General features: G+C 41.7%; 10 protein-coding genes and 4 tRNA genes. 13 read left to right on the forward strand and 1 reads right to left on the reverse strand.

The genetic code is table 11. The features are described 5' to 3' along the window. Positions 1-45 precede the first annotated feature (45 nt). From aroL to luxS, 13 genes are all read left to right on the forward strand, one after another. Positions 46-546, forward strand: a complete 501-nt coding sequence (aroL, locus tag G3341_RS04345) for a shikimate kinase AroL (protein WP_154625105.1) — start codon at positions 46-48, stop codon at positions 544-546. A 108-nt stretch (positions 547-654) separates the two neighbouring features. Continuing rightward, on the forward strand, positions 655-2799 hold the full coding sequence (gene aas / locus G3341_RS04350; protein ID WP_154625106.1) for a bifunctional acyl-ACP--phospholipid O-acyltransferase/long-chain-fatty-acid--ACP ligase: 2145 nt from the start codon (positions 655-657) through the stop codon (positions 2797-2799). Positions 2800-2803: 4 nt separating this feature from the next. After that, positions 2804-3994, forward strand: a complete 1191-nt coding sequence (gene lplT, locus G3341_RS04355; RefSeq protein ID WP_154625107.1) for a lysophospholipid transporter LplT — start codon at positions 2804-2806, stop codon at positions 3992-3994. Between the two features lie 21 nt (positions 3995-4015). Further along, complete coding sequence (gene pncC, locus G3341_RS04360) at positions 4016-4531, forward strand: nicotinamide-nucleotide amidase (RefSeq protein WP_163860771.1); 516 nt, start codon at positions 4016-4018, stop codon at positions 4529-4531. A 94-nt stretch (positions 4532-4625) separates the two neighbouring features. Continuing rightward, a complete protein-coding gene (gene recA, locus G3341_RS04365; protein WP_154625109.1) occupies positions 4626-5693 on the forward strand; it encodes a recombinase RecA in 1068 nt (355 codons plus the stop codon). A 447-nt stretch (positions 5694-6140) separates the two neighbouring features. Then, positions 6141-8768: an alanine--tRNA ligase gene (alaS, locus tag G3341_RS04370; protein ID WP_154625110.1), complete on the forward strand. Its 2628-nt coding sequence runs from the start codon at positions 6141-6143 to the stop codon at positions 8766-8768. Positions 8769-8994: 226 nt separating this feature from the next. Then, the gene (gene csrA / locus G3341_RS04375) at positions 8995-9180 is read left to right on the forward strand and encodes a carbon storage regulator CsrA (RefSeq protein WP_004264815.1); all 186 of its coding nucleotides are present in this window, start codon (positions 8995-8997) and stop codon (positions 9178-9180) included. A gap of 390 nt (positions 9181-9570) precedes the next feature. Continuing rightward, positions 9571-9663, forward strand: a tRNA-Ser gene (locus tag G3341_RS04380). A gap of 12 nt (positions 9664-9675) precedes the next feature. Next, positions 9676-9752 (forward strand) — tRNA-Arg (locus G3341_RS04385). Positions 9753-9849: 97 nt separating this feature from the next. Then, positions 9850-9926: transfer RNA gene (locus tag G3341_RS04390), tRNA-Arg, on the forward strand. An 89-nt stretch (positions 9927-10015) separates the two neighbouring features. Next, positions 10016-10092: transfer RNA gene (locus tag G3341_RS04395), tRNA-Arg, on the forward strand. A gap of 182 nt (positions 10093-10274) precedes the next feature. Then, positions 10275-11834, forward strand: a complete 1560-nt coding sequence (gene gshA / locus G3341_RS04400; protein ID WP_154625111.1) for a glutamate--cysteine ligase — start codon at positions 10275-10277, stop codon at positions 11832-11834. 157 nt (positions 11835-11991) lie between these two features. Then, entirely contained in the window at positions 11992-12507 is a 516-nt protein-coding gene (gene luxS / locus G3341_RS04405; protein WP_154625112.1) for an S-ribosylhomocysteine lyase, read from the forward strand. A gap of 74 nt (positions 12508-12581) precedes the next feature. Here the strand turns inward: luxS and G3341_RS04410 are convergent, their stop codons facing one another. After that, complete coding sequence (locus G3341_RS04410; protein WP_163860772.1) at positions 12582-13871, reverse strand: CNNM domain-containing protein; 1290 nt, start codon at positions 13869-13871, stop codon at positions 12582-12584. Between the last annotated feature and the right edge of the window lie 47 nt (positions 13872-13918).

Raw genomic sequence — 13918 nt, forward strand, 5'->3', positions numbered from 1 at the left:
AGTGGCACATGTACCATAATAATGATGACGATGGGATGAATGCAGATGTTTTACCTTATAGGTCCAAGAGGTTCAGGAAAAACTACAATCGGAAAAAAATTGGCTGAACAGAAATCGTGCCAATTCGTTGATACTGATAAATTAATCGTTGAGCGAGCAGGAAGCAGTATTGCACAGATTGTAGAACAATATGGCTGGGAACACTTTCGTCATTTAGAAAGTGAAGTATTAAAATCAATCTCGCACTCAGATACCGTCGTTTCAACGGGAGGCGGTATTATTTTATTAAAAGAAAATCAACGTGTCATGCGTACGAATGGAACGGTTATCTATCTAAGTGCTACACCTGAGATTTTAGCCGCGAGACTTGCCGCAGAACCTCAAGCAGAGCAACGACCAAGTCTGACAGGGAAATCGATACTAGAAGAGATAGAAGAGGTCATGTCACAAAGAGAGTCTCTTTATCGGGAGACGGCACACTATGTGATTGATGCAGGGTTGCCGATTGAATCAATTATTCATCAATTAACTCAGTTTGATAAATAATATTGTTCTGAATGGTATTTTAGGAATAAAACACTTAGTTTTATACGGGTTTTTACGACATAATCATCCGCTTAAGTGATAAATGAAATCAAATAATAGGGATTTATTATGCTGGCAAACATGCTGAGGACAGTACTCAGATTTTTATTTCGAGTCCGCTTAGTTGGGGATGAAAAAGCGCTCTACCAAGACAAATGCTTAATTACACCAAATCATGTTTCATTTCTTGATGGTGTGTTGGTCGCGCTATTTTTACCGATTAAGCCAGTATTTGCAGTTTATTCTACGTTCGCAACACCAAGAATGATCAAACTGCTAAAACCTTATGTTGATATTGTTCCTCTTGACCCTGCAAACCCTTTAGGCATACGTCAGTTAGTTAAAGAAGTTGAAAAAGGCCGTCCGATAGTGATATTTCCGGAAGGGCGTATTTCGGTGCATGGCTCTTTGATGAAAATATATGATGGTGCTGCGTTTGTCGCTGCCAAATCCGGTGCAAAAGTTGTGCCTATTCGTATTGAAGGGGCGGAACGTAGTCACTTTAGCCGTTTAAAAGGCATCATTCCCCTTAAATGGTTTCCTAAAATTACCCTGCATATTTTACCTGCTGAAATGATTCCGATGCCAGAAGCGCCTAAAGCGGTTGAGCGTCGTCATTTAGCGGGTGTTCACTTATATCACATCATGAAATCAGCACGTATGGCTTGTCGCCCTCAAGTCACACTGGTTGAAGAATTTATTGATAGCGTAAAACGTTTTGGACGCCGTGCACCTTGTATTGAAGACATTAATTTTAAAGAAGATAATTACCAAGGATTGTTAAAGAAATCATTAGGTGTAGGGAGAATCATTGAGCGCTATACCCATGAAAATGAGCGTATCGGTTTATTATTGCCAAATACAACAGTAACGGCAGCCGCTATTTTTGGGGCATTAATGCGTGGGCGAGTGCCTGCGATGCTCAATTACACGGCGGGTAGTCATGGTATCAGTAATGCACTCAAAGCTTCTCAAGCTAAAGTTGTCTTTACATCACGGCAGTTCCTTGAAAAAGGGAATTTGACCCATATTCCTGAGCAGGTCACCGAGGCGAATTGGATTTATCTTGAAGATTTAAAAGATACGGTCACGCTGCGGGATAAACTCTGGATCGTTAAACACTTATTGATGCCAGCGAAAGCGGTGATACCGCGTAAAGCCGATGATGAAGCTATCGTCCTGTTTACTTCAGGTTCAGAAGGAACACCTAAAGGGGTGGTACATAGCCATGCAAGTTTGATGGCGAATGTGGAACAAATCAAAACGATCGCTGACTTTACACCACGTGATCGTTTTATGTCATCATTGCCCCTATTTCATGCTTTCGGCTTAACGGTTGGGCTGTTTATTCCACTGTTTTCTGGTAGCCGAGTCTTTCTTTACCCCAGCCCATTGCATTATCGAATCATTCCTGAATTGGTTTACGACAAAAATTGCACTGTTCTATTTGGTACATCAACGTTTTTAGCTAATTACGCACGTTTTGCTCATCAATATGATTTTGCAAGATTACGTTATGTCGTTGCTGGGGCTGAAAAATTGTCGGATAGCACTAAGAAAATTTGGTTCGACAAGTTTGGTATCCGTATTCTTGAAGGTTATGGTGTTACAGAATGCGCTCCGATTGTCTCTATCAATGTGCCAATGGCCTCTAAAGAAGGAACAGTAGGGCAAATATTGCCGCAAATGGAATCTCGCATTATCCCTATTTCAGGCATTGAAAATGGGGGGAAATTACAATTAAAAGGCCCTAATATCATGAAAGGGTATTTGCGTGTTGAGGCACCGGGCATTCTTGAAGCGCCATCAGCGGAAAACCAACATGGGGAACAAGAAAAAGGTTGGTATGACACGGGGGATATCGTTGTACTTGATGAGCTTAATTATTGCACTATTAAAGGCCGCGTAAAAAGATTTGCAAAACTCGCGGGAGAAATGGTATCCCTCGAAAGCATTGAACAGATGGTCCTGAGTTTGTCCCCTAATGCACATCATGCTGTTGTCACTAAACCTGATAGCAGTAAAGGTGAAGCTTTAGTTCTGTTTACGACGGATAAAGACCTCGATAGAAGCGCACTTTCTTCTGCCGCTAAAAGTAAAGGCTTAACGGAATTGGCCGTTCCCCGTGATATTCGTTTGGTGAAAGAGCTACCTGTACTCGGTTCCGGTAAAACAGACTTTGTGACACTGAAACAAATGGCGTTAGAGGATTGATGATATGCAAGAAATGAATGCGCCATTGATGAGTCGAGGAATGAAGGCTGTGCTAACGTCACAGTTTTTATCCGCTTTTGCCGATAACGCGTTGTTATTTGCCATTTTAGCGCAGTTAAAAGCTGAGTTTTACCCTGAATGGAGCCATCCAATACTACAAATGGTATTTGTATTTACTTATATCATTTTGGCACCGTTTGTTGGTCAAGTTGCCGATCGCTTTTCTAAAGGGCGTGTCATGTTGTTCTCAAACCTATTTAAATTTTTAGGGGCTTTGGGGATCTGTTTAGGGCTTAACCCATTTCTTTGTTATGGGTTGGTTGGGATTGGTGCGGCTTCTTACTCACCAGCAAAATACGGTATTTTAGGTGAATTGACCGGTGGTGATAATTTAGTGAAGGCCAATGGCGTGATGGAAGCATCAACTATCGCGGCCATTTTGATTGGTTCTGTCGTCGGTGGTATTTTATCGGATATTAGCCTTATTTTAGCGTTGGGTACCTGTACGGTATTGTACGCATTAGCGGTGATTGCCAACTTCTATATTCCGCATTTAGTTGCTGCTCGCCCAGGTAAAGGCTGGCATTTTAAGAAACTTTTCACCGATTTTGTCTCTGCTTGCCGTACACTTTGGGCAAACCAAGAAAGCCGTTTCTCACTGGTGGGAACCAGTATGTTTTGGGGCGCGGGCGTCACATTACGTTTTTTACTGGTGGCTTGGGTACCGTTTGCATTAGGTCTACAAGATAACGCAACGCCAACCTATCTTAATGCCGCTGTTGCCGTTGGGATTGTGGTTGGTGCTGGGGTGGCTGCTAAATTCATTACATTAAAAACGGTGTCACGCTGTATTCCTGCTGGGGTAGTCATTGGTATCATGGTGGTATTACTTGCGTTACAAACCAATCTCTTACCATCCTATGCTATCTTAGCGGTACTCGGTATTTTTGGCGGGCTATTTGTCGTTCCTCTTAATGCGTTATTGCAGGAAAAAGGCAAGGAAACCGTTGGGGCTGGTAACGCGATTGCAGTGCAAAACCTTGGTGAAAATAGTGCAATGCTAATTATGTTAGGATTATATTCCCTAGCCATGAAAGCAGGATTATCCGTTATTAGTGTTGGTGTCGGTTTTGGTAGCGTATTTGCTATAGCGATTGCGGGTTTATGGGTTTGGGATCGCGCACGCAAAAAGTAATTATCCGAAGGTAAAAATCACATGATAAATGAAAGTTATCTCGAAACATTGAGTATTCAGCTTGCTGAAGTCCTCAAAAAACAAGGTAAAACGATTACTTGTGCAGAATCATGTACTGGCGGATGGATTGCTAAGGTATTGACGGATATTGCGGGTAGTTCGGATTACTTTCATAGAGGATTTGTGACTTACAGTAATGAAGCAAAGCATCAAATGATTGGTGTGACAAATGAGTCACTGCAAAAATTTGGGGCAGTGAGTGAGCAAGTGGTTTCTGAAATGGCACTCGGTGCTTTAACTGAAGCTGCTGCTGATTTGGCGATTTCAGTGAGTGGCATAGCAGGTCCAGGTGGCGGAAGTGACGCTAAACCGGTGGGAACGGTTTGGTTCGGTTTCGCCCAAAAAAACGCTACAGGCAGAGCTCATGTGACGGTTAAGCACTGTATATTCCAAGGTGATAGAAATTCTGTACGTTTACAATCAACAGCTTATGCACTTGAAACACTTTTACAAATCATAAGTGAAAAATCTTCTTGATACTGTATGATTATACAGTATACTTAGCATTAACAAACCGAATTCAATCGTTCTATTTGCAGTGGGTAACTTCACTGCATCAAAGGGAGTGAACATGGCTATCGATGAAAACAAACAAAAAGCATTAGCAGCAGCGCTAGGTCAAATTGAAAAGCAATTTGGTAAAGGCTCTATCATGCGTCTTGGCGAAGATCGCTCAATGGATGTTGAAACTATCTCAACGGGTTCTTTATCTCTTGATGTCGCTTTAGGCGCTGGTGGTCTGCCGCTGGGGCGTATTGTTGAAATCTATGGGCCTGAATCTTCTGGTAAAACAACACTGACACTGCAAGTTATTGCAGCCGCACAGCGCAGTGGTAAAACATGTGCATTTATCGATGCTGAACATGCTCTCGACCCTATTTATGCAAAAAAATTAGGCGTTGATATTGATAACCTGCTGTGTTCTCAGCCTGATACCGGTGAGCAAGCACTGGAAATCTGTGATGCGTTGACGCGCTCAGGGGCTGTTGATGTCATCATTGTTGACTCCGTTGCAGCATTAACACCAAAAGCTGAAATTGAAGGTGAAATTGGTGACTCTCATATGGGCTTAGCTGCTCGTATGATGAGCCAAGCAATGCGTAAATTAGCGGGTAACTTGAAAAACTCAAATACGCTGTTGATCTTCATTAACCAAATTCGTATGAAGATTGGTGTTATGTTTGGTAACCCTGAAACGACAACGGGCGGTAATGCTCTCAAATTCTATGCTTCCGTACGTTTAGATATTCGCCGTATTGGTGCTGTGAAAAATGGTGAAGAGATTGTTGGTAGCGAAACGCGTGTTAAAGTCGTTAAAAACAAAGTCGCTGCACCATTTAAACAAGCTGAATTCCAAATCCTGTACGGTGAAGGGATTAACACCTACGGTGAATTAATTGATTTAGGTGTTAAGCATAAATTGATTGAAAAAGCCGGTGCTTGGTATAGCTATAACGGTGATAAAATTGGTCAAGGGAAAGCGAATGCAACCATATATCTGAAAGAGCACCCTGAAGCGGCCGAAGAAATTGATAAAAAACTGCGTGAAATGCTACTAACTCACACTGGTGAATTTAGCAGTGCAGCCACTGATTACATCAGTGAAGCCGAAGAAAATGAATCGCCTGAAGAATTTTAATATTGATTCATTGGTTTGATAAATAAGCAGATTATTAACGCCACTCCCAAAAAGAGTGGCGTTTTTTATTTTTCATTTGCACTATACTGGGAGTAAACAATAGTTTTCCAGTGGAAAAATAGCCAACTGAAAGGTATAAACATACTTTCAGAAAATACTCAGACGCTTTACAATGAAAGCCACGAATGGATGTATCTATACTTTAAAACGCTCAAGTTGCAGTTAAGTGACCAAATAGGCAATAGGAACATTCATCAATGTGTGACTAATGCGAATGAATGTCATCAACTGTACTGAAACTTACAGTATGAAGAGTATAAATTTTACTTCTACGCAAAGAGACTTTATCTTATCAGTCACTTTTTAATCGGAGAGTTGATTAGAGGTGATGTTACATTCCATCTCAACAATTCGTAATTCAGTTTCCAGCTTGAAATCGGGATAAATATGAGTAAAAGCACCGCTGAGATCCGTCAAGCGTTTCTCGACTTTTTTCATACAAAAGGTCATCAGGTGGTAAGTAGCAGTTCGCTAGTACCAAATAATGACCCAACATTATTGTTCACTAACGCAGGGATGAACCAGTTCAAAGATGTATTTCTTGGTCTGGATAAAAGAGCATATTCCCGAGCGACTACGGCACAAAGATGTGTGCGAGCAGGTGGTAAACATAACGATTTAGAAAACGTTGGCTACACAGCCCGTCACCATACTTTTTTTGAAATGCTCGGTAACTTTAGCTTTGGCGATTACTTCAAACATGATGCGATCAAATTTGCTTGGGAGCTATTAACTGGAAAAGAGTGGTTTAACCTACCAAAAGAGAAATTGTGGGTTACCGTGTATGAAACCGATGATGAAGCCTATGAAATTTGGAACAAAGAAGTCGGAATTCCAGTTGAACGCATTATTCGTATAGGCGACAACAAAGGTGCACCATACGCCTCTGATAACTTCTGGCAGATGGGGGATACTGGTCCTTGTGGCCCATGCACCGAAATTTTCTATGACCATGGTGAGCATATCTGGGGTGGGCCTCCAGGAAGTCCTGAAGAAGACGGCGATCGCTATATTGAAATTTGGAACATCGTCTTCATGCAGTTTAACCGTCAATCAGATGGCACGATGGAACCATTACCTAAGCCATCTGTGGATACTGGTATGGGGCTTGAACGTATTGCGGCTGTATTGCAGCATGTTAACTCTAACTATGATATCGATATTTTCCGCGACCTTATCGCTGCGGCTGCAAAGGCTACAGGTGCTAGCGACCTATCAAATAAATCACTTCGTGTTATTGCTGACCATATTCGCTCTTGTGCATTCCTCGTGAGTGATGGCGTCATCCCATCGAATGAAGGCCGTGGTTATGTATTGCGCCGGATTATTCGCCGTGCTGTACGTCATGGCTATATGCTAGGGGCAAAAGAGACCTTTTTCTACAAGCTGGTTGCTCCACTGATTAAAGTGATGGGATCAGCAGCAGATGAACTTGCTCGTCAACAAGCTATGGTTGAAAAAGTGCTTAAAACGGAAGAGGAACAATTTGCACGTACATTAGAGCGTGGTCTTCAATTATTAGATGAAGAACTTGCGGCTCTTAAAGGTGACACCTTAGATGGCGAAACTGCGTTCCGTTTATATGATACTTATGGTTTCCCTATCGATCTTACCGCGGATGTTTGCCGTGAGCGTAACATCAAAGTTGATGAAGAAGGCTTTGAGCGCGCAATGGAAGATCAGCGCCGCCGTGCAAGAGAGTCGAGTGGTTTTGGTACCGACTATAATTCGTTAATTAAGGTTGAAAAACACAGCGAATTTTCTGGTTATGCCTATAATGAACAATTAGCCACTATCACTGCTATCTATAAAGATGGCCAGTCAGTAGATTCCCTGAATGCTGGTGAAGAAGGTCTTGTGATCCTTGATAAGACTGCATTCTATGCTGAATCGGGTGGTCAAGTTGGCGATACGGGTGTACTGCGTAATGAGAGTGGTCATTTTACTGTCACTGATACACAAAAATATGGTCAGGCAATTGGTCATATTGGTCAGGTAGAGTCTGGCTCACTAGTCATTAACCACCGTATAGATGCTAAAATTGATGTGAAAAGACGTGATGCAATACGCCTTAATCACTCAGCAACTCACCTGTTGCATGCGGCATTACGCCAAGTACTTGGTGAGCATGTATCACAGAAAGGCTCTTTAGTTAACGATAAATATCTCCGCTTTGATTTTTCACACTTTGAAGCAATGACACCTGCACAATTACGCGCAGTGGAAGACATTGTTAACGCACAAATTCGTAAGAACACACCAATTGAAACGGAGCTTATGGATTTAGAAAGTGCAAAAGAAAAAGGTGCGATGGCATTATTCGGTGAAAAATACGAAGAACGTGTACGTGTTCTGAGTATGGGCGATTTTTCTATCGAACTTTGTGGTGGGACACATGCAAGCCGTACTGGTGATATCGGTTTATTCCGCATCACCAGTGAATCAGGTACGGCTGCGGGGGTTCGTCGTATTGAAGCTGTCACAGGGGAAGGCGCGATTGAAAGCGTACATAACCAATCTGATCAGTTGAATGCGATAGCTCACCTCTTAAAAGGTGATATGAATAGCTTAGTTGAAAAAGTTAAGTCTGCATTGGAAAAATCTCGCCAATTAGAAAAAGAGATTTTGCAACTAAAAGATCAACAAGCATCCCAAGAAAGTGCTTCACTTAGTAGTAAAGCAAAAGATATTAAAGGGATTAAATTACTTGTTAGCCAATTAAGTAACACTGAACCTAAACTTTTGAGAACGATGGTTGATGATCTCAAAAATCAGTTGAAATCGGCGATTATCGTGCTTTCAACAACGAGTGGTGATAAAGTCAGTGTAATTGTTGGTGTAACTAATGATTTGACTGCTAAAATAAAAGCGGGTGATTTGATATCATATGTTGCACAGCAAGTCGGTGGTAAAGGTGGTGGGCGCCCAGACATGGCTCAAGCGGGTGGTACGGATGTGAGTGCGTTACCAGCGGCGATGGCCAGTGTAGAAGAGTGGGTTAACTCACGACTATAAGCGCTGATTAGGTTGCCTCATGCACCGTGAGGCAACTTTATCTGTTGCAACGTTGTTAATATGTTGTGGGTAGTGTTATATTTTGTACGTATATAATTAAAATGATTGCCTTGATGGCATCGATGCTTTAGGTGTATATCATTGCTTTACGTTTTCACGGTGTGTGATGGACAATAGCGGGGGAAACCTAGAGACCCGACTCTTTTAATATTTCAAGGAGCAAAGAATGCTTATTCTGACTCGTCGAGTTGGTGAAACACTCATGATAGGCGATGAGGTAACAGTTACTGTACTGGGAGTAAAAGGCAATCAAGTTCGTATTGGTGTCAATGCCCCAAAAGAAGTTTCTGTTCACCGTGAAGAAATTTATCAACGGATCCAGGCTGAAAAGACTCAACCAGATAATCAATAATAATGAATAAGCGTCCATATCTTGAACCACACAGCAAAGATGGACGCTTGTCTTTCATTTGACCTCATTCTTAACCCCACTATATTTTAATTGATTCGGCCTTCAAGCGAGTGGTTTAACTTACCACGATACCAATTTGAACGCAGCGCTGACTATTTTTCGAGAATTCATTTTTCAATTCATCATTTTTTATCGGGTAAAATTTTGTGAAATTACCCCGTGATGAATCCGATTTTCGGTGCTAAACTAATCATCTTGCTTGTGAAATGTGCAAACAGTCATTATAAACCAAAAAGTTTGGAAAAATTGTTTGACTTCTAAAGCTAGGAAAGTAATATGTGCGCCACACAGAGACGAGATGTTCAAAACAAATCGTCTGTGACTAAAAACGGTGAGGTGGCCGAGAGGCTGAAGGCGCTCCCCTGCTAAGGGAGTATGCGGTCAAAAGCTGCATCGAGGGTTCGAATCCCTCCCTCACCGCCATTTTAGATAGCTGCATCCGTAGCTCAGCTGGATAGAGTACTCGGCTACGAACCGAGCGGTCGGAGGTTCGAATCCTCCCGGATGCACCATATTTAACCCTATGAGTAAAACTGGTGGGGTTGGTTTTTAGTTTTTAGCGACTAAAAACAAGCAGTAGGTATGAAGTGTAGAGTTTGATATTGTAATGCATCCGTAGCTCAGCTGGATAGAGTACTCGGCTACGAACCGAGCGGTCGGAGGTTCGAATCCTCCCGGATGCACCATCTTCAGCTAGTCCTTGTCTAGTGTATCAAAATTTCCTTTATCAAAACGATGGCTAATTATTGAATCAACGATTCAATGAACGAATTAAGCATCCGTAGCTCAGCTGGATAGAGTACTCGGCTACGAACCGAGCGGTCGGAGGTTCGAATCCTCCCGGATGCACCAGAACAAGAAGCTCCTCATAGAGGGGCTTTTTTTTCGTCTATCAATCAGATTTATCATAATTTGATGTTATTCCAAATGCGTATCTTATATAAACCACACATCTAAGCAGCGACAATTTCCTTCATTTACGCTAAAGTAAGCTTCTTACTAAAATAAAATTACATCACAGGCGGGAGGTCGATTTGATCCCGGACGTATCTAAAGCGCTCTCATGGTTAGAGGCGCACCCAGAAGCACTGAATGGTATTCAACGTGGTATCGAACGTGAAACATTACGTGTTACTCCGAAAGGTTCTATTGCTGAAACTTTGCATCCGGAAGAATTGGGGAAAGCATTAACACATAAATGGATCACGACAGATTTTGCTGAGTCTTTACTTGAGTTCATTACACCTGTGGATAAAAGTACTAGGCACAGTTTGGCTTTTCTTAGGGATTTACACCGTTATACGGCTCGTCATCTGCACAATGAAAGGATGTGGCCATTAAGCATGCCTTGTTTTATCGAAAACGAAGATAAAATAACGCTTGCTCAATACGGTACATCGAATGTAGGCCGCTTCAAAAACTTATATCGTGAAGGGCTAAAAAACCGTTATGGCGCATTAATGCAGACCATTGCTGGTGTTCATTATAATTTTTCATTGCCAATTGAATTTTGGCAGGCGTGGGCAGGTGTTAAAGATGCACAGAGCGGTAAAGCGCAAATTTCTGATGGTTATTTACGCCTGATTAGAAACTATTATCGCTTTGGCTGGGTGATCCCTTATTTATTTGGGGCATCTCCTGCTATTTGTGGCTCATTCCTTAAAGATAGAGAGACTAAATTAACCTTTGAAAAGACAGCTACGGGAACGTATTACTTACCTTATGCGACGTCGTTAAGAATGAGTGATTTAGGCTATACGAATAAGTCTCAGAGCGATTTAAACATTACCTTTAATGATTTAGATAGCTATGTGGCTGGTTTGAAAAAAGCGATTTATAAGCCGTCTGAGGAATTTGCCGCGCTAGGTGTGAAAAAAGCAGGTAAGTATATTCAATTGAACACCAATGTGTTGCAGATTGAAAACGAGCTGTATGCACCTATTCGACCTAAGCGTGTGCCAAAAGGTGATGAGTCACCATCTGATGCATTGTTGCGCGGTGGTATTGAGTACATTGAAGTTCGTGCGTTGGATATTAACCCGTTTAGCGCGATTGGGGTTGATGAGACGCAAACGCGCTTCCTAGACCTGTTTTTGATTTGGTGCGTGTTAGCTGATGCACCAGCAATGAATGCTCAAGAATTAGATTGCAGTCGCCAGAACTGGAACCGCGTGATCCTTGAAGGGCGTAAACCGGGTCAAGTTATCGGTATTGGTTGTGGTAGTGAAATGAAACCATTGGTGGAAGTAGGGCAGCAGTTATTTGATGACTTAATCCGTGTTGCTGAAGTCCTCGATACCTGTTGTGATGCCAAATATCAGGAAGTTTGTCACCAATTTATTTCAATGTTTGAAGATCCAACTCGGACGTATTCTGCATTAGTGATGGATAAAATGGTTGAACAAGGTATTGGTGGCTACGGATTAGAATTAGCTGAAAAATACTATGCGCAATTGGTTAGTGAACCTTACGAAGTGATTACCGAAGCTCAGTTTGAAGCTGCTCGATTAGCTTCCATAGAAAAACAGGCTATGATAGAGAAAGATGAAACTGAAAGCTTTGAGGATTATTTGCGGAGGCATGCAGGGCGCTAAAAGAAAATGGCCACAGCGAAGTGGCCAAATATAAAATCTCTTAGAGAATTAGGGATGATAACAAATTTGCGCGTCTTTCATAGATTAAGACTCAGCGATTGCCAAATAGTTTCATTTATTTTGCAAATAAAATAATTTTTTTTCAGGAGGTCAATAAATGCCGTTATTAGACAGTTTTACTGTAGATCATACGCGTATGGCTGCGCCTGCGGTTCGTGTAGCAAAAACGATGAAAACACCTAGCGGAGACACGATTACCGTTTTCGATCTGCGCTTCACCGTGCCTAACAAGGAAGCCATGTCTGAAAAAGGCACTCATACCCTTGAACATCTATTTGCAGGGTTTATGCGAGACCATCTCAATGGCAATGGTGTTGAGATTATTGATATCTCTCCAATGGGGTGCCGTACTGGGTTTTACATGAGCTTAATTGGTGCACCTGATGAGCAACGTGTTGCCGATGCTTGGAAAAGTGCAATGCAAGATGTATTAAAAGTGCAAGATCAGAATAAGATCCCAGAGCTGAATATTTTTCAGTGTGGCACGTATAAGATGCATTCACTAGACGAAGCTCAACAAATTGCACGCAATGTCCTAGCGTCAGAAATTCGAATTAACAAAAATGATGAACTTGCATTACCGGCTGAAAAGCTGACTGAACTGCATGTTTAAATAACGTTAATGCAACAAACTGCACCTAACTTGTTAGCGAATAACACATTAAGGTGCAGTTTTTTTATTGATGTTTAATGAGCTTCAGATGTAGAAGCATTCGTTGCGATAGGGGTAATTTTGACTTGCTTAATAATATTATCGCTAATGAGCAGGACCTCGACTAAATAGTGTGAAATGACGATTTTTTCTTGCAGCTCAGGGATATCGCCAATCGCTTCTAACACCATACCATTCACTGTTCTCGGCCCATCGACAGGAAGGTGCCAATCAAAGGCTTTGTTCAAGTCACGAATATTTGCCGTACCATCAACGAGTACACTACCATCGCTTTGCGGTAAAACTTCTTCAGACAATGAAGGGGACATCGACGTGGTAAAATCGCCGACGATTTCCTCAAGGATATCTTCAACCGTAATCAGCCCTTGAATCTCACCATACTCATCAACAATGATGCCTATTTTTTCTTTATTATGTTGGAAGTTTATTAGCTGAGTACTTAGTGGCGTACTATTTGGAATAAAGTAGATACTGTCGGCTGCTTTGATCAAATTCTGCTTGGTAAACTCCCGTTTCTCCATCATCAAACGATAGGCTTCACGGACACGCAAAATTCCAATCGCATCATCAAGGGAGTCACGATACAGCACGATGCGGCCATGAGGTGAGTGGGTCAGTTGCCGAATGATAGATTTCCAATCATCATTAACATCAATACCGACGATCTCATTCCTTGGTAGCATAATGTCGCCAACAGTCACTTTTTCAAGATCTAAAATCGACAACAGCATGTCTTGATTTCGTCTGCTGAGTTTAGCTTTTGACTCATTAACGATGGTTCTCAGTTCATCTTTACTGACTGCATCACTGCGTATTACAGGGGGTTTTATGCCACAAAGAAACATAAATAATAATGTTATTTTGTTGAAGGCCCAAACCACTGGCAGCATAATTTTTTGTAGAGGTTTTAAAATATAGCTGCTTGGGAAAGCAATTTTTTCTGGGTATAAAGCCGCGATAGTCTTAGGCATCACTTCAGCAAAGACTAATATCACAAAGGTTAAAATACCCGTGGCAATTGCGACACCCGCATTGCCATATAGGCGCATACCAACAATAGTCGCTAGGGATGAGGCAACAATATTGATTAGGTTATTGCCGATAAGAATCAAACTAATGAGTTTATCGGGGTGACGAAGTAATTTTTCGACACGTTTTGCTGACCGGTTACCTTGTTTGGCAAGGTGCTTTAAGCGGTAGCGATTCAGCGTCATCATACCTGTCTCTGACGCAGAAAAATATGCGGACATGATAATTAAAATGATTAATATAATGATGAGCGTACCGGTAGATACGTGATCCAAAACTAGGTTCCTTATACTGTGTAGATAAGATGATTTTATTCGTCTTA

Source organism: Providencia vermicola, from assembly GCF_010748935.1.
Classification (GTDB): Bacteria; Pseudomonadota; Gammaproteobacteria; order Enterobacterales; family Enterobacteriaceae; genus Providencia; species Providencia zhejiangensis.

Excerpts from the sequence above, each read along its gene's own strand:
- aroL (WP_154625105.1), top strand. The coding sequence starts at position 46 with ATGTTTTACCTTATAGGTCCAAGAGGTTCAGGAAAAACTACAATCGGA.
- csrA (WP_004264815.1), top strand. The coding sequence starts at position 8,995 with ATGCTTATTCTGACTCGTCGAGTTGGTGAAACACTCATGATAGGCGAT.
- alaS (WP_154625110.1), top strand. The coding sequence starts at position 6,141 with ATGAGTAAAAGCACCGCTGAGATCCGTCAAGCGTTTCTCGACTTTTTT.
- luxS (WP_154625112.1), top strand. The coding sequence starts at position 11,992 with ATGCCGTTATTAGACAGTTTTACTGTAGATCATACGCGTATGGCTGCG.
- pncC (WP_163860771.1), top strand. The coding sequence starts at position 4,016 with ATGATAAATGAAAGTTATCTCGAAACATTGAGTATTCAGCTTGCTGAA.
- aas (WP_154625106.1), top strand. The coding sequence starts at position 655 with ATGCTGGCAAACATGCTGAGGACAGTACTCAGATTTTTATTTCGAGTC.
- lplT (WP_154625107.1), top strand. The coding sequence starts at position 2,804 with ATGCAAGAAATGAATGCGCCATTGATGAGTCGAGGAATGAAGGCTGTG.
- recA (WP_154625109.1), top strand. The coding sequence starts at position 4,626 with ATGGCTATCGATGAAAACAAACAAAAAGCATTAGCAGCAGCGCTAGGT.